Below are 23,577 nucleotides of genomic sequence, written 5' to 3' on the forward strand. Positions count from 1 at the left end.
ACAATTAATCAGGAAAGATGCGACTGCCTTTTAGCATCGGGAAAGCGAGGAGAAGAGAAATGGCCAAGCTTGTGATGGAACGGAAAGCTACGGATAATCCCTATTTCCATCGGGAATTTCACAATCACATCAATGTGGGGATCGATTATCTGTATAAAAAGTATGGCCCTGAAAAAGTGGTGGATTATCTGGAGACTTTTACGAGACATTTTTATGGACCTTTGATTGAACGGATGAAAGCGGAAGGATTGTCTCCATTCAGGGAACATCTGGAAAAGATATATGAGATTGAGGGGGCTTTGGGAGATCTGCATATAGAAGAGTCGGAAGAAGGCATGAAGGTAAGTGTTGACAGGTGCCCTGGCGTTACATATATCCATGAGACTGGACATACGGTTTCAGAAGTTTACCCGGAGACGTCCAGAGTGGTTTACAAAACTCTGGCAGAGGATACGGGATTTACTTATGAAATGCGATCTTATGACGAAGAGACGGGAAAAGCGGTTCATCTGTTCAGAAAGGGGTAATGGCAATGATCTCTTGTACAGAATTCATTCCGGCATACAGTGAACTGTTCACTTATCTTGACGGACTCGGTGGTGATGAAGCGGTAGAGGATTATTGGGAGTATATTTCAGGAAACGCCCTGGATGGTTTGGCAAAAGCAGTAGAGGCTGAAGGTGTAAAGGGCTGTTATACTTATTTTTCCAAGAATCTGAATGAGGAAGCCGCAGATTTTACCATGACCTATGATGAAGATACGGATACCTATGAATGTGTAATGCACCATTGCCCGTCTATGGGAAGGCTTCTGGAATACAAGCAGCTGGTTCCCTACAGGAATTACTGTGGGCACTGTTCCTGGATCTACGCCGGCGTCCTGGAGAAGATGGGCTACCATTATGAAATGGATATCAGCCATGCAGATGAAGCAAGGTGCATTGAACGGGTAACCAGAAAGGAGAAACAGGCATGATTTCCTGCACAGAATTTATCCCGGCATACAGTGAACTGTTTACATATCTGGAACATATAGGCGGACGGGAAGCTGTTATTGACTATTGGGAATACATAGCACAAAATGCGATTCAGGAACTGGATAAATGTGTCAGGGCAGAAGGACTGAAAGGATGTTATACTTATTGGTCTAAGAGCCTCAATGAAGAAGCGGCCGATTTTACCATGACACTGGATGAAGAGAAGAAGGAATTTATCATCGATATGCACCACTGCCCCTCCAAGGGCAGGCTGCTGGAATTTAAACAGATGGTTCCTTATCACGATTACTGCGGTCACTGCGGCCTGATTTACAGGCGCGTGCTGGAAAAACTGGGCTATACCTATGATTATAATATGGACGGTGTGGATCACGCGGCCTGCTGTCTGACGATTACCGGTCCCTGGGAAGACGGGGAAAAAATATAAATATTGTGTGGAAAACACAGCGAAAGGATGAACCATGGACTACAAGAAGAACAGGATGATTGAAAAACTGAAAAGAGACGAACTGGTAACATGTCTCAAAATCAATATTACGGACAATATTCCGACAGAGATTGCCGCTATGTGCGGTGTTGACTGTGTGTGGCTGGACATGGAGCATGTGGCTGCAGATTACAGCCAGGTGAACAAAGCCATGCTGGGAGCCAAGATGCACGGAACAGAGGTGATCGTCAGAACCCCGAGGGGAGCTTATTCCAATCTGACGAGGCCTCTTGAGATGGATGCTTCCGGCGTGATGGTGCCCCACGTGATGAGTTATGAAGACGCGAAAGAGGTAGTGTATTATACGAAATTCCATCCGATCGGACGTCGTCCGCTGGACGGCGGCAATGCTGACGGCATGTATTGTATGCTGGATCAGGACAGCTATCTGAAGTATTCCAACGAAGAGAAGCTGACGATCATTCAGATCGAAGATGTGGAGGCGCTGGAGGATTTGGATAAGATCGCAGCGCTGGAGGGAATTGACATGCTGTTCTTTGGGCCTGCGGATTTCTCGCAGTCGGTTGGCTGCCCGGAGAATATCTGGAATGAAAAGACTCTGGAGGCCAGAAAAAAGGTTGTGGAAGCGGCCAAGGCCCATGGAAAGTATGCCGGGACCGTCGGCGGTACGGGTAATGTAAAGGAGCTGTATGATATGGGCTTCCGTTTCGTGAATCTGGGAGCAGATGTGGTAGCGCTGAGTTCTTATTTCGGCAATATTATTTCTGAGGTGAAGAAGCTGGGTCTATAAACAGGAGGACTGCCATGACAGACAAGAAAATTACGGATTTGTTTTCACTGGAAGATAAAGTGGTTGTAATTGTCGGTGGAAAGGGAGTCTATGGCAATGCGCTGACAGAGGCATTTGCGAAGGCCGGCGCCCGGGTGTTTACTGGCGCCCGGCGGTTGGAGCCGCTGGAGGCCAATGCGGCAGAACTCAGAGACGAGGGTTATGATGTGACTGCATTTCCCTGCGATCAGGCGGATGAAGAAAGCCTGTTTACATTCCGGGATTCCATATTCAAAGAGACGGACCACATAGACGCGCTTGTTCTGAACGCGGTTGCGAGAACAACCTCCGATTGGAATTGTCCGAAGGAAGAGTATGAGGAATCCATGAAGGTCAATGCGACAGGGCTGTTCCTCGCCACAAGAACCCTTGGTGACACCATGGTGGATCAAAGGCATGGGTCAATTATCATTATCGGTTCGATGCAGGGCATGATCGGGCCAGACTGGACGCTTTATGAGGGACAGAACATGTTCAATGCCGCCAACGCGGCGCCGGACTATTTCTTCCACAAAAGCGGCGATATTAACTTCGCCAGGTTCTGCGCCAGCCATTATGGACCGTATAATATACGTGTGAACTGTGTGAGTCCCGGCGGCTGCAGAAGCGAGCATCAGACGGAGGTATTTGCGGAGAGGTATGGAGTGAGAACCCAATTGGGAAGAATGGCGGAGCCGGTTGATCTGGTGGGCACAGTCATGTTTCTTGCAATGGATGCTTCCGGTTATGTAACCGGTACGAATATTCCGGTAGATGGAGGTTATACGGCGAAATGACAGAACAGATTTCTAAGTTTACGCTGGGCACGGTCCAGCTGGGAATGAATTATGGCATGGCGAACAAGACGGGTCAGCCGTCCACAGAACAGGCTTTTGCTATTCTGGACGCGGCTGCGGAGAACGGAGTTACCTCTCTGGATACGGCTGTCGCTTATGGTACTTCCGAGGAAGTGATCGGTAAATATCTGGCCCAGAGCCAGAACAGGTTCTTCATTACCAGCAAATTTAAGCTGGCCGGGAAGGATGATCCTCTAGCGGAATTCGAGCAGCAGAAGAATCTCACGAAGGAGCATTTGGGTAAGGTAAATATGTATTTTTACCATGACGCTCATCAGATGCGGGCTTACGGCAGCCTTCTGAGAGAGCCGATGGAGAGGATGAAGGAAGAAGGACTGACCTCTATGGTAGGCGCTTCTGTCTATGAAGTAGAGGATATAGAAGACTTTCTGAAGTGCGAATGGCTCCAGGGAATACAGGTTCCCATGAACATCCTGGATAACCGGATCGTGGAGTCAGGACTTTTGGAAGAGCTGAAGAAGCGGGGCGTTTTGGTGTTTGTCAGGAGTGTATTTCTTCAGGGGCTCCTGTGTATGGATACAGTTCCCGAGAGATTTGAATTCCTGGGGCCTTATGTGGAAGAACTGAGAGATATAGCGAAATCAGAGAATATGAGCCTTCGTGAAATGTCTGTAGCATATATCCGGGATCTGCCGGGGATTACCTCTCTGGCGTTGGGCTGCGAGACCGCCGGACAAGTGAAGGAAAATGCGGCGTTGATCGGTGTAAAAGCTATTTCCCCTGCGGGCACGGATGCGATCCGCGCGCTGGGCAAACGGGTTCCGATCCAGGAGGCGATGGACCGCATTCTGGGCAAGAAGTGACAGAGGTCTGATTTAGATGAAATTTATGTATTGTTTTACATAAATCAGTTGTCAGACAAGAAATCATAGTATGGCTGATGACGAAAAATAATTATAAGGAGGAGATGAACGTATGAAAAGACGAATTATCTCATTGTTACTCGTAGGTGCAATGGCAGTAGGACTGACCGCATGTGGTGGTGGATCCAATGGCAGCTCATCTGCTGCTTCCTCTGGAAGCACAGGTTCCAGCTCCAGCGCAGCCTCTGGCAGCTCCAGTGCGGCCTCCAGCAGCTCGGGCGCTTCTTCAGGAGCAGAGACTACCGGAGAGAAGATCGTGTACACGAATACTGCACCGGAAGACTTCTTCGAAGTACCCTGGTTCAACTGTGGCGAGTACGTGGACCACAAAGTTTTGTTCGAGACACTCATCGGAACTGATGCGAACTTCGAGCCTACCACGGACAGCGGCATGTGCGAGAGCTATGAACTGAGCGAGGATGGTCTCACCCTGACTCTGAAGCTGCGTGACGGCCTGAAATGGCATGACGGCCAGGACGTAACCGCAGAGGATGTGCAGTGGTCCATGGAAACTCTGGCGACGATTACCTCAAGCGCCAAAGAGATGATCAAGAGCACAGTACAGTCTATCGAAGGTTATCAGGAGTGCGCAGATGGCACTGCTGAACATTTTTCAGGAATTACTACAGACGGCAACACGGTTACGCTTAAATTTGCCAAAGTTGCTCCTAACGTATTGATCAGCTTCGCACAGTTGGCAATTCTTCCAAAGCACTGCCTGGAAAAAGCGGATAAGACCCAGTTCCAGCAGGATCCGTTCTGGCAGAACCCCATCGGTTCCGGTCCGTTCAAGGTTGGAAAAGTTGAGATCGGCAACTATGCTACGTATGTTCCGTTTGAAGATTACTGGAACGGTGTGGCAGATTTCACAATTCAGGCTTACGCTTCTTCAGCAGAGTCTGATGCGAACATCGTTAAGAATGCAAAAGACGGGAAAGTTGACTATGCGTTCACTAAATCCTATGCAGACGTACAGGCTCTGCAGGGTACAGAAGGCATCAATATCATCACCGTTCCTGTTCTGTATACCCGTTGGCTGCAGCTGAACGAGTATCCGAAGGCAGAAGGTGAGACAGGTACCTTCGCCGACAAGCGCGTCCGTCAGGCAGTTGCGTATGCAATTGACAGAAAACAGATCTGTGAATCTATTTTTGAAGGCGCATGTGATCCTGGTGACGGCACTCTGCTTCCCACAGGAACAGCAATGAAGAATGAAAACTGCGAAAAATATGAGTATGATCCTGAAAAAGCAAAAGCCCTTCTCGACGAGGCAGGATGGGATTCCAGCCAGACCCTGAAGATGGTCTATTACTATCAGGATGAGCAGACCAAGGATCTTGTTTCCATTCTGCAGCAGATGCTGGCTCAGGTTGGAATCAACATTGAAGCAGAACTGGTAACCGGTGATACGGCAGCCGTTCTGAACGTACCGCCGACCTCTAAGGATGCTAACGGTATTTCTGGTGTTAAATGGGATATTTGCTACGGCGCGCTGGCTGCTATGTCCCCGACAGATTATTACAACAGATTTGGTTCTACAGATCCGGCTAACTACTGCACACCGGCAACGGAAGAACTGGATGGACTCCTGGAAGAACTGAACAGCACGGTTGATACCGACAAACAGAAAGAGATCGTAGCAGATATTGAAGCTTATCAGGCAGAGAATATGCTGTATGTCCCGCTGTATTATCAGCCGGCATGGGTTATTGCAAGCGACAAGATCATTGACAACGTAGAGACCTGGGGCAACCCGCAGTACTTCTGGAATTGGGATATTCAGAATTGGGAGCTGAAGTAATATCAACCCCTGAGTATGAAAAGCAAGAGAAGGTGGGGAGGCAGCTTTAGGGCTGCCTCTCCATGTATAAAGAACGGAAAGGGGCTTATGTATGGCAAAATTTATTATTAGGCGAATCCTGATCTGTATACCCATGATTTTTCTTATGAGCTTTCTGATTTACGGAGGCATGGAGCTGGCTCCCGGGGACATTGTGTCCAGCATGATTTCACCGGATGCCCAGGCGCAGATGACGCCTGAGGAGCTGGATGCTGTCCGGGAAGCCTATGGTTTGAACGATCCGTTTATAGTGAGATATGGTAAATGGTTGGGTCAGGTGTTGACTGGCAATTGGGGTTATAGTATGTCGAGCGGTGCCCCGGTAAAGGATATTATTCTTCAGAAGCTTCCGATTACATTAGAGCTGATGATTACCGGGCTTATAATTTCTGTAATATTAGGTAGTGTTTTTGGTTTGATTTCGGCCTTAAAAAGAGGCTCGATAGCCGATAATGCGTTGACGGTGGCCGGCGTTATCGGAATGTCTATACCACAGTTTTTCTTCGGTATGGTGGCCATCCTGATTTTTGCTTTGAACCTGCACTGGCTGCCTGTCGGTGGGCGGACAACGCCTCAGATGGTGCACTGGTGGGAACATTTGAGGTATCTGATTTTACCGGCACTGGTTCTGGGCTTGACCCAGACGGCTTCCGTTATGAGGTATGCCCGTTCTGCCATGCTGGACAGTATGAACAAGGATTATGTGAAGACAGCACGAAGTAAAGGTCTGCCGGAGTGGAGAGTCAATCTGGTACACGGATTCAGGGTTACCATGACTCCCGTAGTGGTTCTGATCGCATTTCGTCTGCCGCTTATGATAAGTAGTGCCGTAGTTATTGAAAATGTCTTCCAGTGGCCGGGTATCGGTGTGACCTTCAAGGAAGCTGTAACGTCATCCAACTACCCGCTGGTTATGATGATCGCTCTGATCATGGTTGTCATGGTGCTTTTGATGAGCCTGTTACTGGATATTTTGACAAGAGTTCTCGATCCACGTGTACAACTAGAGTAAGGAGGGATACTATGGCTATAGGCGAAGCAAGATTTAATCGGAGATTAGATAAAATACGCCAACTAGAAGAGTCTGGCGTTTTAAAACAGAAGAAAAAAGGCAGCCGGGCACTGGCAAAGTTTAAAAGCAACAAGCTGGCTGTCGTTGGTTTAATTATATTTGCTATCATATTTTTGGCATGTGTATTCGCACCGTTGGTTACACCGTATAATCCGGAGACAGTAGACCTTCTGAATATTCTGAAGCCGCCGTCACCGGAGCACTGGTTTGGCACGGATAAGGTTGGGCGTGACCTGTTCGCCCGCTGTCTGTACGGCGGAAGGATATCGATCCTGGTCGCCGGGGGAGGCGCGCTGGGCGGAGCTGCTGTCGGCGTTCTCCTGGGATGTTTTGCCGGCTACAAGGGCGGATGGTTTGATAAAGTGACCATGCGTCTGTCTGAAATCTTCATGTCTTTCCCGCAGCTGATTCTGGTGCTGATGCTGGTGTCCATTATGGGACAGAGCACAAAGAATATCATCATTATTTTCATGATAACCGGCTGGGGAGGTGTATACCGTCAGGCGAGGGCGGCGATGCTTTCCATACGTGAGGAAGAGTATGTCCAGGCCCTGCATGCCTTTGGGCTGAGCGATCTGGTGATCTGTTTTAAACACATGCTGCCCAATGCGCTGAGTCCAATTATCGTTAATATTACCATTAATGTTGCTGCATTTATTCTGGAGGAGGCGTCTCTCAGCTTCCTGGGCCTGGGCGTTCCTCTGGCCGTACCGACCTGGGGCAATATACTGAATGCATCGCAGGATATGTACACACTGCAGAATGCATGGTGGATGTGGGCTCCTGTCGGAATTGTTATTTCTCTGTTCGTTATGAGTATCAGTTTTGTTGGTGACGGTATCCGTGACACGACGGACTCTTCGATGCAGGGTTAAAGGAGGCAGCATATGAGTGGAGAAAATGTAATTACCGTAAAAAATCTAAAAACATATTTTTATTCCAATAACCGCTGCAATAAAGCGGTGAACGGTGTCAGCTTTGATATCCGGAAAGGGCGCACACTCTGTGTGGTAGGTGAATCCGGCTGCGGCAAGAGTGTTACCGCTTCCTCTATCATCCAGCTTCTTCCAAAGCTTTCGAGGATTGAAGAAGGAGAAATCACCTATCATTCTGAAGAAAAGGGTGATATTGTTCTGAGCAAGCTGAAGAGGAACAGCAAAGAGATGAGAAGTTTCCGCGGCAGCGATATCGCCATGATTTTTCAGGATCCGTTGACCGCGTTGAATCCAGTATACAAGGTTGGCTGGCAGATCACGGAGAATATCCTCCAGCATGAGGATGTGACCAAACAGGAAGCCCGGAAAAGGGCGCTGGATCTGTTGAAACAGATGGGTATCCCGGAGCCGGAGAAGAGAATTGATCAGTACCCCCATGAATATTCGGGAGGTATGAGACAGAGAGCCATGATAGCCATGGCCATGAGCTGTAATCCCAAAGTGCTTCTGGCGGACGAGCCTACCACGGCGCTGGACGTTACCATTCAGGCACAGATATTTGAGTTGATGGAGAAGCTGAAGACGGAGTATGATACGGCAATTTTACTGATCACACACGATATGGGTGTGGTGAGTGAGCTAGCGGATGACGTAATCGTCATGTATATGGGAAATGTGATTGAAAGCGGTACGGCAAGGGAGGTTCTGAAGAAGCCGGCTCATCCGTATACCCAGGCTCTGCTGGCCTCGATTCCGATCCTGGGAAGAGGAAAGGACCAGCAGATTGAGCCGATCCGCGGCATGACTCCTGATCCCTACAACCGTCCGCCGGGCTGTCAGTTTGAGCCCAGGTGTGATTTCGCCTGTGACAAATGCCGGGAGGCAATGCCTGACGAGGACATCATAGAGGGAACGCACATGGCTCGCTGCTATCGCTGGAAGGAGGTGCTGAATAAATGATGGAAGAAAGAAAACCAATTTTGACGGTAAATAATATTCAGACCCATTTTCCTGTGAAAGGCAGCAAGAAGGCGGTCAGGGCTGTGGACGGAATTGATCTGGTGGTATATGAAGGGGAGACACTGGGTCTGGTGGGAGAATCGGGCTGCGGAAAAACTACACTGGGGAAATCGATCCTGCAGCTGATTAAGCCTACCGGCGGTGAAGTGATTTATGAATTTGAGGATGGTCCCAAGGATCTCCGGAAAATGAGTAACAGAGAGCTGGACGCGGCAAGAAAGGAAATGCAGATTGTATTTCAGGATCCGCAGTCATCCCTGAACCCTTCTTTTACTATTTACCAGTCCATGTCGGACCCGCTGAAGAAATTTGGGGTAAAGACTAAGGAAGAGAGAAGGAAAATTGTTGGGGATCTGCTGGAAGAAGTTAACATGCAGCGGGATTATATGGACCGTTATCCGACGGAGTTTTCCGGCGGCCAGAGGCAGCGTATCGGTATTGCAAGGGCATTGTCTATCAATCCGAGACTGATTGTCTGCGACGAAGCGGTCAGTGCCCTGGACGTGTCTATCCAGGCGCAGGTGCTGAATCTTTTGAATAAGCTGAAGGAAGAGCGAAATCTGACTTATATATTCATTTCCCATGACCTGAGCGTAATTGAATATATCAGTGATCGTATAGCAGTTATGTATCTGGGCAAGATCATGGAGATCGCGGATGCGGAGGAGCTGTACCGTTCAGCGGTACATCCCTACACCCAGGCGCTGCTTTCAGCAATCCCGGTGGCTGATATTGACTATCAGAAGAAACGAGTCCTTCTGGAAGGTGATGTGCCCAGCCCCATGAACATACCCTCCGGTTGCAGGTTCCATACCAGGTGTAAATATTGTCAGGATATCTGTAAGGAGAAGGAGCCCGAGCTGAAGAAATATATGGTAAATGGCCGGGAGCATATGGTTGCTTGTCATTTTTCAGATGAGCATTTTAAAAAAAATGGTAAATCAGCAGAGGAAGTTAAATCATGAAGATTAATATGGATTCCATCGTGATCACGCCTCCGGTAGGTATCCCGCTGGCGGGAAACGGCCGGGCGGACAGTAATTCCAAAGGAGTTCACGATGATTTGAGGGCAAATTATCTTTTCATGGAAAGCAATGGGAAGAGGCTTTTGTTTATCGGTCTTGACCTGCTGGCTTTCTTCCGGGCAGATGCGGACCGGGTCAAGGAACAGATCGGGAAGGTTGTGGGACTGTCGCCGGATGAAATCAATATTATGGCGACGCACACGCATAGCGGCCCGAATATGCATGAGTTTTTCAAGTGTTTTCTGACAGAGCAGGATATAAAAAACTGTGCGGAATATACAGAATGGCTGGTACAGGAACTGGTAAAACCGGTTCCTGCCCTGGTCGGAAATGCTTTCGACGGCAAGCTGGGATACGGACGGGATGTGGTGGAGGGATACTCCTTCTGCCGCCGGATCGTTCTGAAGGACGGTACCTTTAAGATGGTGTTTGAGGAGTATGATCCAGAAGACATCGACCATCTGGCTTGTCCCAACGGCAATCCTGTTATGAGTGTTTTTCTTCTGACAGATATGAAAGAAAATGTAAAAGGCATTCTGGTGAATTATACCAGCCATCCCGCAGTAGTCTGCGGTGAGGACTGGCTTTATACCCGGGATTATATCAATGCTCTGACCGTAGAACTTCAGAAGAGATATGGCCGGGAAGTAGTGGTGCTTTATGCCAACGGCGCACAGGGCAATCAGGTGGCTGCTGACCCCTACAAGCCATTTATCACCGGCTGGGAAGAAGCTGATAAAGTGGGGAAAGGTATGGCTGACGGCGCAAAGCTCATCGCCGACCGGATTCTCATGGACAAGGAGCTGAAGCGTGAGGTGGATATCCGGACGCTCAGAAGAGAAGTGACGCTTCCCATCCGTAAGGTTCCGGAGGCTGATGTGGCGAGGGCCAGGGAAATGTTGGAGCATCTGACAGAAGACGTACTTCTTCACGGGCTGGATCCCAGAGCAGAAGCCACCAGCATACTGGAGATGGCTGAATATCCAAAGAAGGAGGAAGATGTTCCTGTGCAGGCGGTTAAGATTGACGATGAGCTGATTGTCACTTTCCCCGGAGAAGTGTTTCTGGAATATGGCCTTCAGGTAATCCGTCACTCGCCCCTTAAGGATACTATGATCTTTGGTCTGGCAAATGACTATGTGGGCTACATACCGACAAGAGAAGCCTTTGGGCAGGGTGGTTACGAAGTGAAAACATCCATATGCAGCAGTAAATTTGCTCCTGAAGCGGGGGAACTGCTGGGGAATGCCTGCTGTGAGCTGGTGGATGACATATTAAAGTAAAAACAAGGGAGATCCAAGCATGGAAAAAGGATTTTATACGGCTCTAGGGACGCCGGTAGAAAAGGATGGCACTTTCTGTGCCGGAAGCATGGTCACACAAGTTGAGCGGCAGGTTGCAGCGGGGGCTTCCGGCCTTTTAGTGATGGGATCCATGGGAAATGAGCCTTATATTAAGAACTCTGAATACCGAAAAGTGGCGGAGATCAGTGTTGCAGCCGCCAGAGGCAAATGTCCTGTTCTGGTAGGCGTTACCGATGTATCCATAGCCCGTGTAATTGACAGGATCAAAGAAGTATCGGATATCGACGGCATAGAGGGAGTTGTTTCAACAATACCCTATTATTCCACCTGTGGCCAGAGCGATATTTATAATTTCTATACTGCTCTTGCAGATGCGTCCAGATATCCTGTATATCTCTATGACCTGGCCGTGGTAACTAAAGCGCCGATTGCTCCGTCCACGGTTCAGAAGCTTTGGAAGCATCCGAACATCCGGGGAATTAAATCCGGAAATCTGGTGACCCAGAGAATTTTGAAGCGGAGTGAAGACAGGCCGGACAATTTCAGCATGATTTTCAGCAATATAGATGAATTTGACATCGCTTACTGTTACGGAATTGATCGTAATCTGGACGGTATGTTTTCCTGTACGCCGAAAACGGCAGGAAAAATGTACCGGGCGCTGGAAGCCGGAGACAGAGAGACTGCGGGACAGTGCCTGGATTCTATTCTGGCTCTGCGCGATCTCTTCCTGACGACGCCTTCTCTGCTGAATGCCTATACCCATGCGATGAATCTTCTGGGATGTGAGGGCAGCTTTGCCATCGATTATGAAGACGGCATATCAGATGATGACAGAGCGCGGGTTACAGAATTCATGAGGAAAATAGGAGAAATTTAATATGGTATTTGACCGGATTGAAAATATAGGGACCTATCTGGGAACCGGAGAAGCGATGGACGCAGCGCTGAATTTTCTGAAAGTGATTTCCGAAGAAGGATTTGATGAATCGAGGGAATACGATCCCGGCTGCGGCGTTCTGGTTAGATGTGCTGCTTATACCACCCGGCCTCTGGAGGACTGCTGTTTTGAGGCGCACCGCCGTTATATTGACGTGATGGCAATGCTTTCCGGCACGGAGCAGATTGGCTATAAGCCCGCTGCAGAGCTGGAAAAGATCACACAGGAATATGTGGAAGAGCAGGACGCGCTTCTGGCTGAGGATAAGGAGGAGGTTGTGCTGTTTACATTTCGTGTGGGCGATTTTGCCGTATGGTATCCTCAGGACGGGCATATGCCCTGTATCTGCAGCGGCGAAGCGAAACCGGCGAAACGGTTAATTTTGAAGGTGCCGGTACAGGATTAAGAAAGCAGGCTGCCGCATGTAATGTGTGCCGGACGATTTCCGGCAGTGTTCCATGCGGCGGCTTTCTTTGCGTTTGCTAAGCTTTAAAATCGTGTTGGAGGAACAGAAACTGATGTTTCAGGCCCCGGCGGTGGAATGTTTTGCGGCTGCCATATGGGGGCACAGAGATTGCAGAAAGGAGAGATGATTTTCATGAACAACCAGGAGATTTTAGAACGCATCAGAGGAGGCCTGATTGTATCTTGTCAGGCGCTGGAGGACGAGCCGCTGCACAGTTCTTACATCATGTCACGGATGGCTTTTGCGGCCTATGAAGGCGGGGCCGTGGGAATCAGGGCCAATACGGCGGAAGATATTACGGAGATCCGCAAGGTGGTGAGCCTTCCCGTTATCGGAATTGTTAAGCAGGTATATGACGGCTGTGACGTCTATATAACGCCTACCATGAAGGAAGTGGATGATCTGGCGGCTACGGGTGTGGAAATCATCGCAATGGATGCCACAAAGCGCCCAAGACCTGACGGAAGGCCGATCGCAGAATTCTTCAGAGAAGTCAGGGCAAAGTATCCGGATCAATTATTCATGGCGGATTGCTCCTGTATAGAAGAGGGGCTGCATGCCGCGGAAATCGGCTTTGACCTGATTGGGACTACGATGGCCAGTTATACTCCTTATACTAAGGGAACGTCAATTCCGGATTTCAATATGATGAAGACACTGGTAGAAAAGAGCGGAAAACCAGTGATTGCAGAAGGAGGCATCTGGTCTCCGGCAGAACTGAAACAAGCCCTGGATACAGGCGCCCTGGCAGCAGTTGTGGGAACGGCGATTACTAGGCCGAGAGAGATTACCCGCAGATATGTGGAGGCCATCCAGTGAGGACAGCGGTTCTGGATATTGGCGGAACCTTCATAAAGTCCGGGATCTATGGGCCTGCGGGGCTGCAGCAGATCCAGGAGACGCCCACCCCGGCCAGGGAAGGGGGAGCGGCGCTCATGGAATGTGCAAAACAGATATTGCGCGGCTATACAGGCTATGATGCCATCGGGGTCAGCACGGCGGGACAGGTTGACGTGGTCAGCGGCAGCATCCGATATGCCAATGAGAACATCCCCGGCTATACGGGGACAAAGGTCAGAGAGATACTGGAGGACGCGTTTTCTGTGCCTGTGGTGGTGGACAATGATGTGAACATGGCGGCCATCGGGGAAGCGTACCTGGGCGCAGGTAAAGATCAGAGAGATTTTCTGTGCCTGACTTATGGTACGGGGATCGGAGGAGCCATCGTGCAGGACCGGCAGATATTCCGGGGAAGCAGCTTTTCTGCGGCGGAATTCGGGTCGATCGTGACACACGGGAAGGATCAGGAGAACCAGGGCGGGTTTCCGGCAGGTATTTATGAGAAATATGCGTCTACCACGGCTCTGGTGCGCATGGCCAGCGCGCGCGACACTTCCTGTACAGATGGGAGAGCTATTTTTGCAAGGCTGGGGGAAGCGGAGATCAGAGAGATTGTGGATGAATGGATCGGCGAGATTCTGCTGGGATTATCCAGTCTGATCCATATCTTTAACCCGTCTTATATAGTGCTGGGAGGTGGGGTAATGAACCAGCCGTACATATTAGAAGAAATACGCAGAAGGATCGGCAGCTATATCATGCCGAGTTTCGCTCATGTACAGTTTGAGAGGGCCAGGCTAGGTAATCAGGCGGGCATGCTTGGAGCGGCCATGACCGCGGAAAAGGAGTTATAAATTGCGGCAGGAGGGATACAGCGGTGATAACGGCGATTGTTAACGGCAGAATTGTGTTGGAGGACAAAATCCTGGCAGACCGTGTTCTGCTCATGGAAAACGGCAGGATTTTGTCTGTTGAAGAAAAAACGGCGCCTGAAGGGGCGGAGGTTATCGACGCGGCCGGGGGCTATGTGGGCCCCGGTTACGTGGATATACATACGCATGGAGGCGGAAGCCATACCTCTCATGGGGAGCCTCTTGAGATGGCGGAATATCATCTTCAGTATGGAACGACCTCTATCTGCCCCTCGCTGGCCTACGAGCTGACGAAGGAAGAGATGCTCCAGGGAATCCGCAACATCCGGCAGGCCATGAAACAGGGCGGGAACAGCGTGGCGGGCATTCATCTGGAAGGTCCCTACACCAGCCAGAAATATGGGGCTGCCGCAGCAAAGGCCTGGGAACTGAACAGAGAAGACTATGAATTGCTGTTCCGGGAGGCGGCAGGCTGCGTCCGCCAGGTGACCCATGCGCCGGAGATCCCGGGAATAGAGGAATTTGAAGAATATGTAGAAAAGCTTCAGATCCCACAATCCGTGGGCCACACCGAGATGTCTCCGGAGGAATTGAAACGGGCCATGAGCCATGGGGCGACGATCGTTACGCATCTGTTTGATGCAATGGGCTGCTGGAGAGGCAATGATTCCATCGCCGTGACGGGAGTGATTCAGGAGACGGCCGCGGAGGTGGCGCTGGCGCAGGAAGGGCTGTACTATGAGTTGATCTGTGACAGCGCGGGAATGCATGTGAAGCCTGCTAACCTCCGCCTGACGCTCCGGGCGGCCGGGGCGGAAAATATCATTCTGATTACGGACGCCAATATTGGGCAATACCGGCTGGAAGAGCTTTCGGAGGATGATATGAGGCGCCGCTATCCGGATCTGAATTTTAACAGTGACGGGGAGCTTTCTGGCAGCAGGCTGACAATGGAGCTGGCGGTGAAGAACATGCGCCGCCATACGGGAGCGACGGTCAGAGAGCTGTTTCTGATGGCGGCGGCCAATCCGGCCAGGGCGGTAGGGCTTTATGAGCAGACCGGATCGCTTGCGGCCGGTAAGTGGGCGGACATTCTGATCTGCGACAGCGAATTGAAGGTAGAACAAGTATTTTTACATGGAAAGCCTGTGAGGAGAGAGGCGGTTTGCTGATGAAAAAGGAATATTTATACGCCGGAATTGCTATACTGGCATGGGGAACTTCGGCTACTTCGGTGAAGCTGATGCAGGGCAGCCTGGACACCGTCTTTCTCCTGTTTGGCGTTTCCTTGACGGCGGCGGTGTTCCTGTGTATTGTGTGTGGGGTTCAGGGACGTTTCCGGAAGCTCAGGGAGTATTCCGCAGGAACCATTTTTCGGATGATCCTGATCGGATTAGTGGGTATGTTTGTGTATAATGCTCTTTATATGCGCGCCGTGGAGTGTATGCCGGCTCAGCAGGCTTATATGCTGAATTATTTCTGGCCGGCGCTGATCGTGGTGTTTTCCGGCTTTCTGTTGAAGGAGAAGCTGACCTTCTGGAAGGTTGGGGCGGTTCTGGTATCCTTTGCCGGAGTGCTCATCTACTCAGCGGACGGGAATCTCAAGTCTCTGTTCACCAGTAAGGCAGAGGGAGTGACTTTTGCTTTACTGGGGGCGGTTGTTTACAGCTTGTATTCTGTGCTAAATAAAAGGGAATCCTACGATAAATTCCTCTGCATCACAATTGCCTGTGTCACCAGCGCGGCCTGTTCCCTGGTGTGGGTGCTGGCGTCCGGCCAGATCCATCTGGTTCAGACCGCTAACTGGGGCGGTTTGATTTACCAGGGTGTAGTCTGCATCGGCACAGCGTATCTGGCCTGGGCCTATGCGATGGATGCGGGAGACACGGCGAAGGTATCGACGCTATCGTACCTGACTCCTTTTGTGTCCCTGATTTTTACCTGCGTATTCCTGGGGGAAAAAGTGACGGCGTATTCAGCAGCGGGGATTATATTTGTCATAATGGGAATTATTCTGCAGGAAAGGCCGTGGGGCAAGAAAAATACTGCCGTTAAGGCTTGACTTTTTTCGCGTTTATCCTTATCATGTTAGAAGGCCGTGTTTGCACGGGAACTACAAAAGTATCTCTAGGAGGAACAGATTACAATGTATTCATTGGACGAAGTAAGAGCGGTCGATCCGGAAATTGCCGAATTGATCATGGCAGAACTGGCCCGTCAGAACAGCCATATTGAACTGATTGCATCAGAAAACTGGGTTTCTAAAGCGGTTATGGCAGCTATGGGAAGCCCCCTTACCAATAAATATGCAGAGGGATATCCGGGAAAAAGGTTTTATGGAGGCTGCCAGTGCGTAGATGAAGTGGAGGCTTTGGCCATAGCGCGTGCCAAGAAGATTTTTGGATGTACCTATGCTAACGTGCAGCCTCATTCCGGCGCGCAGGCAAATATGGCAGTATTTTTTGCCCTGCTTCAGCCAGGGGATACCGTGATGGGCATGAACCTTTCGGAGGGTGGCCATCTGTCGCACGGAAGCCCGGCAAATCTCTCCGGCGCCTATTTTAAAGTCGTACCCTATGGGGTTAATGCGGAAGGCTTCATTGATTACGATGAGGTGGAGCGCATCGCCCGGGAATGCCGGCCGAAGATGATTGTGGCAGGCGCCAGCGCGTATGCCAGAACGATTGATTTTAAGCGGTTCCGTGAGATAGCGGATGAGGTGGGCGCGTATCTGATGGTGGATATTGCCCATATTGCGGGGCTTGTGGCTACCGGGCAGCATCCCAGCCCAATTCCCTATGCGCATGTGACTACGACTACCACGCATAAGACGCTGAGAGGTCCAAGAGGCGGCCTGATCCTGTCCAGTGAGGAATTTGCGAAGGAACACAAGCTGAATAAGGCGGTATTTCCGGGAATCCAGGGGGGACCGCTGATGCATGTGATCGCTTCCAAAGCGGTCTGCTTCCAGGAGGTATTGAGTCCTGAGTTCCAGGAATATGGAAAAAATGTTGTGCTGAATGCGAAAGCGCTTTGCAAGGGCCTGATCAGCCGGGGAATTCCGGTGGTGTCCGGAGGCACGGACAATCACCTGATGTTGGTGAACCTGGCGGCCATCGGCAAGACGGGAAAAGAAGTGGAGAATCTCCTGGACAGCGTGAATATTACAGCTAATAAGAACACGATTCCCAACGATCCCCAATCACCTTTTGTGACCAGCGGCCTGCGTCTGGGAAGCCCGGCTGTCACTTCCCGGGGGATGAATGAGCAGGATATGGATCTGATCGCGGAAACCATAGCCATAATGCTGAAGGATCCGGAGAGCAACGCAGAACAGGCGAAAGCAAATGTGAAATCGCTGACGGATAAATATCCGTTGATGTGAGAGGAAGTAAGGGCGGAACGTCCGGCTGGCAGTATCTCGGCTCAGAGGAGTTTACCAACAGGAATAATGAAGTGGAAATGATACATAAACTGAGGCTGGACGGCTATAACGGCGGGCCGATTGTGGCAGACTGCAACCTGAATCTGGAACTGGCGGCAGGCAGTGTGAACGCGATTGGCGCCACCACAAGCGATGGTTTAAAGACAGAAAATGCGTCTCTGGGATATGATTACAGGGGAAGCTTTGATAAAAAGTGGTGGTATCTGAACATTGAAGGCGTGGGAGATGCGGATTCCAGACCGTCGCTGTCGATCACCGGAAAGGATTACGCGATCCACAGTGAGCGTGATATCAGCATTGAGAACTGTAAGCTCACGGCAGTCAATGAGCCGTCTGATCCCGGAAGCGGATCCATCGCGTGTATCATGAGCGAATTTTATCTCACTATCACTGACTGCGAGATGGATTTAACATCCAGCGGCGTTACTTTGAACTGTTACGACGGGATGAATATTTCCGGAAGCAAGATAAAAGCAGTGTCGGGCATTAACGCCTTCCATGCGAATAATGAAAATCTGGTTATCGCAGATACTGAGCTGGATGTCACAGCTCCGAACGCAGCGCTCAGCAGCCGGTTCGGAGGGGTTTATCTGACTGCCTGTACCGGTACGATTTCCACAGACTGTCCCAGTGGGGTGATTGGTACTCCGGCCAGAGCTTGTATCCGTGGTCTCAATCTGGATAAAAAGTATGTAACGGAACTGAAAGACTGTAATCTGACGCTGATATCCAATGCCGGTTATCAGGCGGAAGGCACTTTGAGCTGCGGCATCAGCGCAGACAGTGATATTGTGATCGACGGAGGCAGTGTTTCTTTTTCCGGTACGTCCTATGGAGCTAATTCCTTTACGTCTTATCCGGATCAGTATACGGGAAATATCATTGTCCAAAACGGGGCAGTGCTCAGCGGGGAAGAGGTGGGAACCGCGATTTTGCGTGCTTCAGGTGCCGGTACGGTGACCTGCGGGGAAGGTACTTCTGTAAATGGAAAGATTTTACACAGTTCGGATCAAATGGTTGTGCTGAGCGGTATCTATACGGTAGCTGCGGATGAGGCGCTGTCAGAAGGGCAGACCCTGACGATTCCGGCCGGTTCAGAGGTCATGATTTCGGAAAATGTGACGCTGGATCTGTCGAAAGCTGCTGCAGTGATTCTGAACGGTAAATTAATCAATCACGGAACGGTGTTGCTGAATGGGGCAGTTTCTGTGAATGCCGGTGTACTTGAGAACCTGGGGACGGTGAAGGAGACGGAAGGAACGGCTCTCAAAAATGACGGTGAAATCAGCAGCAGATGTAATTCGCTGTTTGAGGTGACCGGAAATGCGATTAACGCGATCCATGACTGGGACGAGGGAGTAATAACAACGGCACCTACGGTCACGTCAGGGGGTGTGAAGACTTTTACCTGCAGGAATGACAGCAGCCATACAAGGACAGAAGAGATCGCTATGCTGGAACGGGCAGATTACAGCAAGGTGGATGAAGCGGTAAAGAAGGCTGAAGCCCTGAATAAGAATGATTATAAAGATTTTTCAGCGGTTGATGCTGCTGTCAGTGGCGTAATCCGGGATATGGATGTTTCCAGGCAGTCAGAGGTTGACGCCATGGCGGCGGCAATAGAGAATGCTATCAAAGGCCTTGAAAAGAAAGCGGTCATTACCCCGGGAGGGTCGGAGAGTACAGTTACTCCGACGAAGGCAGCGGGTGCCGGCGGAACTAAGACAGCCAGCGCGGTTAACGCGAAAACAGGTGATGAGAATCATATGGATTTTTGGATTGTATTAGCCGTGGCAGGCTGCGGTGTATTGATTACTCTGTCAACCGTGGTTATCAAGCGGAAAAAGCATAATTAAGTAAATTAATTGACGGAGGCTGTGCCCTTTTGGGAGAAAATAGCCTCCGTTCTTTATATTGGGAGGTTTTACAATGAGAGTATCCGAATGTTCAATCATATATGAAAATCCGCTTCCCCAACTGAAGGCCAGGAAAGCGTATTTCCCCAATCTGTGCCTTCTGGATGGCGGCGAACTGGCGGCGGCCTTTGCAATCGGCCAGGCGATGGAGAGCGTAGACCAGACCAGTTATCTGGCCAGATCCAATGACGGGGGGAGAACGTGGTCTGAACCGATCCGGATGTTTTCGGGACAGGTTTCTGCGGAGCGTGAGAGAGTGCCGGTGAGCGATGTGGCTAAAATTACCAGAGTTGGAGACGGGCGTCTGATCGTTCTGGGATACCGGTTCCGGAGGGAGGACCCGGACTGCCCCCTGGGCAACCCGGAGACAGGCGGCCTGCTGGAGGACGAGGTGTTCTGGGCGGAAAGCCGGGACAGCGGCGTTAGCTGGTCGGAGCCGTCGGTGATTCCCACTGCCTGGAACGGGCATACGGAGGCATCGGCTCCTGTTACGGTGCTAAAAGATGGGGATTGGGTAACTCCCATCACCGGATTTCCCGGCTGGGACGGAAGGCTGGCCGGAGTGAACTGTGGCAGGCTTCTCCGCAGCAGCGACCAGGGGAAGAGCTGGCAGGACGAGACTGTCTGCATGGATTTTCCGGGTCATACGGTACTGTGCTATGAGCAGCGTTTGTGCCAGCTGGAGGCGAGCGGGGATCTGGTAGTGATCGCCTGGAATGAAGATACGGCGGTCGGCCGCCGCATGACGAACCATTATACGGTATCACATGACAACGGAAAGACATTTTCAGAGCCCAGAGACACGGGAATTATGGGACAGGCGTCCAGTGTGTGCGCCCTGGGCGGCAACGAGCTTCTGTCCCTGCACGCCTGCAGAAGAGATACAGAGCGTCCTGGAATCTACGGATGCCGGGTATTGCTGGAACACGGGGAATGGAAAACGGAAGAAAAGAAGCTGCTCTGGGAGCCGGGCGTCCCGGTGGTGAAAAATGATAAGTTCGCGGATGTATTCGCTTATCTGAAATTCGGGCAGCCCAGCGCGGTTCGGCTGTCGGAAAAGGAGCTTCTGATGACGCATTGGTTTGAGGAGAACGGGGAGGCCAAGATAGCGGCCACCAGGATCGAACTGTAATTTTGGGATTCCTCATTGACCAATTGGAAGCCTCCACGGAGAGGTGCCGGAGAAAAAACCTCCGAGTCTGAAGAGGTTTCAGCTCGGAGGTTTTTAATAAGATCATTTGCCGGAAGTGTCAGATGCAGGTATAGCCGCCGTCTACCGGTATGCTCAGTCCTGTCAGATAAGCAGATGCGTCAGAGGCCAGGAATGCGATGGGACCTTTGATGTCGTCTCCGTTGGCCAGCCGTCCCAGCTGAGTGTGCTTACTGTACTCCTTTGCAAAGACGGGATTGGTGCGGTCTGACTGAAGGCCGCCGGGACATACCGCATTAATGCGGACGCCGTACTGGCCGTAATAACTGGCGGCATGGCGTACCCAGGCGGAAACACCTGATTTGTCCACGGCATAAATGTGGCCGAAGGTTCCGGCAGCCATGCCGGGATTGCCGTCGTAATTATGCTCCTCCACGCCGATCAGGCCCATCATGGAACCGAAGGTGACAATAGAACCGCTGTGCTGCCGGATCATCTGATCGCCTACCAGGGTGGTCATGTAAAGGGATGCCGCGGTGTTGACACGGACGCCTTCGTCCATCTGCTTCTCATCCTGAAACCAGCCGACACCGCCGTCCCCCTGGGGAAGAATGCGGCTGCAGTTGATGAATACGTCTATGCGTCCGGCTTTCTGTATGACGGTATCCACCAGATTGCGGATGCTGTCGATGTCACCCTGCTCGAAGGGGATAGCTTCTACCTTTACGCCCTTTTCGCGTTTCAGCTCTTCGACGAATTCCTGTGCGGATTCGATGGAGTGGCTGGCCAGATAGATATCTGCGCCGGCGTCTGCCAGAGCCAGCGTCGCGCCCTTACCGTACATGGCGCGGCCGCCGGTGATCAGGGCCGTCTTTCCTTTTAAAGAAAATAAATCAAATGTATTCATAGATGCGCCTCCTATTTCGCCGTGTAGCCGCCGTCCACTGCCAGCGTTGTGCCCGTGATGAACTCCGACGCGTCAGAGGCGAAGAAAACGGCTGCCTGTGCAACGTCATCGCCGTTGGCGAGACGTTTAATGTGCGAGTGACGAATAAAGGCTTTTTCAAACGCCTCAGGCTTGGTGCCTGCCAGCGGGCCATAGGCGATACAGTTGCAGCGGCAGTTATGAGCGCCCAGGTAACCGGCGGCCTGCCTTGCGTAATTGACATAGCTGCCCTTGACAAAGCAGTAATCTACTGAAAAATCCTTTGGGGCATATTCCGGGCAGTCTTTGTAGTTCTGAGGATCACAGCCTACCAGAGCCGCATAGTCGGACACAAAAATCATCGAACCGTGCCCCTGCTCTGCCATGATTTCTCCCAAATGCTTGACTGTCAGCATCATGCCCATCTGTGTGATGCGCAGATTATTGTAAATCTCCTCAAAAGAATGGCTCCACCCCTCCAGCTGAAGGCCGGAGCTGTTGTCCACGAAGATGTCCAGAGAAGGAAGGGCGGCTTTTACTGACGCAGCCAGCGCGGCAGCGGCAGCCTCTGTCTCCTGAGAGTAGATAAAGGTGCCGGCAGCGGAAACGCCTGCAGCCTGCATGTCTGCCGCCGCCTGGTCAAGGGCTTCCTGATCCGGGCCTGCCAGATAGACGGCTGCGCCTGCAGCGGCCAGTCCGGCAGCGATCTCTGTGCCGTAAGTATATTCCGGATAAGTCACAAGAGCGTGCTTACCGGCCAGTGAAAATTTGTCAAGAATATTCATAATTTATCTCCTGATTTTCGTCCGGGGTCTGAGGTTTACCGTTCTTTGATTTCAGAAAGCATTACTTTTCTTCCGCCTTCTTCACGGCTGCGGATTCCGGCGATGATAATCTTCATCATCTCGATTGTATCCTCGAACGGGCAAGGTTCTTCCCCGGTGCGCAGATAGTGCACAAAGTTGTCCATCTGTTTCTTGAATGCGTAATAGGAGTCGCCATCCTTGACCAAGGTGGAGCCGCCTTCACCCAGAATCATGATTCCAAGTCCGGCCATACCGATTCCCATGGGAATGTCCACATAACAGCCACTCTCGTGGTGGAGATGGACCATGGTGCTCTCATAGGTTCCGGTGTTCTGCACGGAATCGAATCCCCGTCCCAGCAGGTTAAACATGCCTTCAACCGCGTGAATTCCGTAGGTTTCCCATTTTTTGGCCATGGGGCTGCAGATGTAGCGGAGCTTGCCGAACTCGTAGTGGTTCTCATAGAAGGGCTCCATAGCCTTGCTGTAGCGCATGGAGGAGGAAGATATGAAATGTGCTCCCTCATCACGCCATTTTACAAATGTCTTCAGATCTTCTTCATTATCAACCAGAGGTTTATCGATGAACATGGGCAGCCCTGCTTCCAGGAAAGGACGGCAGCGCTCGATGTGCTCAGCGCCGATATCGGTGGCACAGATAACGGCATCGACTTCGCCGATCATGTCTTCCGGCTTATCCACCACATTGGGAATGAGTGAAGCGCGCGCGCAGTTCTCAGCCATCTTCCTGTCGGCATAGCCTGTAAAGCAGATGTGAGTGATGTGAGCGCCCGGGATCGCCAGAGTCTCAGACGGCTGCTTGCCCAGATATGCAGGAATTGTGGGATACAGCTCCCTCGTCCATTTGTCCATTTCTTCTTTGTTGTAATTGTTGTACATGGCGCTCCAGGAGAAGGGATGCGCGTTGCCCTCAGACATGCCGAGGATACCGATTTTCAGTTCTTTGTCTCCGAGTGGAAATTGATTGGACATAGTGACACCTCGTTTTCTTATATTTTCCGGAATA

General features: G+C 50.9%; 24 protein-coding genes. 21 read left to right on the forward strand and 3 right to left on the reverse strand.

All coding sequences use genetic code 11. The features are described 5' to 3' along the window. The first annotated feature begins 59 nt into the window (after positions 1–59). The 21 genes from H9Q79_RS16565 (at position 60) to H9Q79_RS16665 (ending at position 20,802) form a co-directional block, all read left to right on the forward strand. Positions 60–527, forward strand: coding sequence for a hypothetical protein (locus H9Q79_RS16565; protein WP_118646369.1), 468 nt, complete (start codon positions 60–62; stop codon positions 525–527). 5 nt (positions 528–532) lie between these two features. Then, positions 533–976, forward strand: coding sequence for a hypothetical protein (locus H9Q79_RS16570; RefSeq protein ID WP_147371468.1), 444 nt, complete (start codon positions 533–535; stop codon positions 974–976). Next, complete coding sequence (locus H9Q79_RS16575; protein ID WP_118646365.1) at positions 973–1,425, forward strand: hypothetical protein; 453 nt, start codon at positions 973–975, stop codon at positions 1,423–1,425. The genes H9Q79_RS16570 and H9Q79_RS16575 overlap by 4 nt, the downstream gene beginning before the upstream one ends. 34 nt (positions 1,426–1,459) lie before the next feature. After that, positions 1,460–2,236 (forward strand): HpcH/HpaI aldolase family protein, encoded by a 777-nt coding sequence (locus tag H9Q79_RS16580; RefSeq protein ID WP_249328759.1) that lies wholly within the window; start codon positions 1,460–1,462, stop codon positions 2,234–2,236. A gap of 14 nt (positions 2,237–2,250) precedes the next feature. Then, a complete protein-coding gene (locus H9Q79_RS16585; protein WP_118646363.1) occupies positions 2,251–3,051 on the forward strand; it encodes an SDR family NAD(P)-dependent oxidoreductase in 801 nt (266 codons plus the stop codon). Next, the gene (locus H9Q79_RS16590; protein ID WP_249328760.1) at positions 3,048–3,935 is read left to right on the forward strand and encodes an aldo/keto reductase; all 888 of its coding nucleotides are present in this window, start codon (positions 3,048–3,050) and stop codon (positions 3,933–3,935) included. The genes H9Q79_RS16585 and H9Q79_RS16590 overlap by 4 nt, the downstream gene beginning before the upstream one ends. 112 nt (positions 3,936–4,047) lie before the next feature. Continuing rightward, complete coding sequence (locus H9Q79_RS16595) at positions 4,048–5,796, forward strand: ABC transporter substrate-binding protein (protein ID WP_118646357.1); 1,749 nt, start codon at positions 4,048–4,050, stop codon at positions 5,794–5,796. Positions 5,797–5,887: 91 nt separating this feature from the next. Then, entirely contained in the window at positions 5,888–6,847 is a 960-nt protein-coding gene (locus tag H9Q79_RS16600; RefSeq protein ID WP_118646355.1) for an ABC transporter permease, read from the forward strand. A gap of 11 nt (positions 6,848–6,858) precedes the next feature. Then, positions 6,859–7,782 (forward strand): ABC transporter permease, encoded by a 924-nt coding sequence (locus H9Q79_RS16605; protein ID WP_118646353.1) that lies wholly within the window; start codon positions 6,859–6,861, stop codon positions 7,780–7,782. A 12-nt stretch (positions 7,783–7,794) separates the two neighbouring features. After that, positions 7,795–8,802 (forward strand): ABC transporter ATP-binding protein, encoded by a 1,008-nt coding sequence (locus H9Q79_RS16610; RefSeq protein WP_118646351.1) that lies wholly within the window; start codon positions 7,795–7,797, stop codon positions 8,800–8,802. Further along, positions 8,799–9,827 (forward strand): ABC transporter ATP-binding protein, encoded by a 1,029-nt coding sequence (locus H9Q79_RS16615; RefSeq protein WP_118646349.1) that lies wholly within the window; start codon positions 8,799–8,801, stop codon positions 9,825–9,827. Before H9Q79_RS16610 ends, H9Q79_RS16615 begins: the two co-directional genes overlap by 4 nt. Then, entirely contained in the window at positions 9,824–11,170 is a 1,347-nt protein-coding gene (locus tag H9Q79_RS16620) for a hypothetical protein (RefSeq protein WP_118646347.1), read from the forward strand. Before H9Q79_RS16615 ends, H9Q79_RS16620 begins: the two co-directional genes overlap by 4 nt. A 19-nt stretch (positions 11,171–11,189) precedes the next feature. Continuing rightward, a complete protein-coding gene (locus tag H9Q79_RS16625) occupies positions 11,190–12,071 on the forward strand; it encodes a dihydrodipicolinate synthase family protein (protein WP_118646345.1) in 882 nt (293 codons plus the stop codon). 1 nt (position 12,072) lies between these two features. After that, positions 12,073–12,537: a NanQ anomerase/TabA/YiaL family protein gene (locus H9Q79_RS16630; protein WP_118646343.1), complete on the forward strand. Its 465-nt coding sequence runs from the start codon at positions 12,073–12,075 to the stop codon at positions 12,535–12,537. Between the two features lie 192 nt (positions 12,538–12,729). Continuing rightward, positions 12,730–13,416, forward strand: a complete 687-nt coding sequence (locus H9Q79_RS16635) for an N-acetylmannosamine-6-phosphate 2-epimerase (protein WP_118646389.1) — start codon at positions 12,730–12,732, stop codon at positions 13,414–13,416. Beyond that, entirely contained in the window at positions 13,413–14,291 is an 879-nt protein-coding gene (locus H9Q79_RS16640) for an ROK family protein (RefSeq protein ID WP_118646341.1), read from the forward strand. Before H9Q79_RS16635 ends, H9Q79_RS16640 begins: the two co-directional genes overlap by 4 nt. 23 nt (positions 14,292–14,314) lie before the next feature. Further along, positions 14,315–15,481, forward strand: a complete 1,167-nt coding sequence (locus H9Q79_RS16645) for an N-acetylglucosamine-6-phosphate deacetylase (RefSeq protein WP_118646339.1) — start codon at positions 14,315–14,317, stop codon at positions 15,479–15,481. Further along, entirely contained in the window at positions 15,481–16,371 is an 891-nt protein-coding gene (locus H9Q79_RS16650) for a DMT family transporter (protein WP_147371467.1), read from the forward strand. Before H9Q79_RS16645 ends, H9Q79_RS16650 begins: the two co-directional genes overlap by 1 nt. An 84-nt stretch (positions 16,372–16,455) precedes the next feature. Continuing rightward, a complete protein-coding gene (gene glyA / locus H9Q79_RS16655) occupies positions 16,456–17,694 on the forward strand; it encodes a serine hydroxymethyltransferase (RefSeq protein ID WP_283245087.1) in 1,239 nt (412 codons plus the stop codon). A gap of 77 nt (positions 17,695–17,771) precedes the next feature. After that, a complete protein-coding gene (locus H9Q79_RS16660) occupies positions 17,772–19,610 on the forward strand; it encodes a hypothetical protein (protein WP_249328761.1) in 1,839 nt (612 codons plus the stop codon). Positions 19,611–19,683: 73 nt separating this feature from the next. Further along, positions 19,684–20,802, forward strand: coding sequence for a sialidase family protein (locus H9Q79_RS16665; protein ID WP_118646331.1), 1,119 nt, complete (start codon positions 19,684–19,686; stop codon positions 20,800–20,802). Between the two features lie 118 nt (positions 20,803–20,920). Here the strand turns inward: H9Q79_RS16665 and H9Q79_RS16670 are convergent, their stop codons facing one another. The 3 genes from H9Q79_RS16670 to H9Q79_RS16680 are packed head-to-tail and all read right to left on the reverse strand — an operon-like array spanning position 20,921 to position 23,543. Beyond that, on the reverse strand, positions 20,921–21,727 hold the full coding sequence (locus tag H9Q79_RS16670; RefSeq protein ID WP_249328762.1) for an SDR family NAD(P)-dependent oxidoreductase: 807 nt from the start codon (positions 21,725–21,727) through the stop codon (positions 20,921–20,923). Between the two features lie 11 nt (positions 21,728–21,738). After that, positions 21,739–22,530: an SDR family NAD(P)-dependent oxidoreductase gene (locus tag H9Q79_RS16675; protein ID WP_118646325.1), complete on the reverse strand. Its 792-nt coding sequence runs from the start codon at positions 22,528–22,530 to the stop codon at positions 21,739–21,741. A gap of 35 nt (positions 22,531–22,565) precedes the next feature. Then, positions 22,566–23,543 (reverse strand): Gfo/Idh/MocA family protein, encoded by a 978-nt coding sequence (locus tag H9Q79_RS16680; RefSeq protein WP_118646323.1) that lies wholly within the window; start codon positions 23,541–23,543, stop codon positions 22,566–22,568. Between the last annotated feature and the right edge of the window lie 34 nt (positions 23,544–23,577).

Source organism: Wansuia hejianensis (assembly GCF_014337215.1).
Classification (GTDB): Bacteria; Bacillota; Clostridia; order Lachnospirales; family Lachnospiraceae; genus Scatomonas; species Scatomonas hejianensis.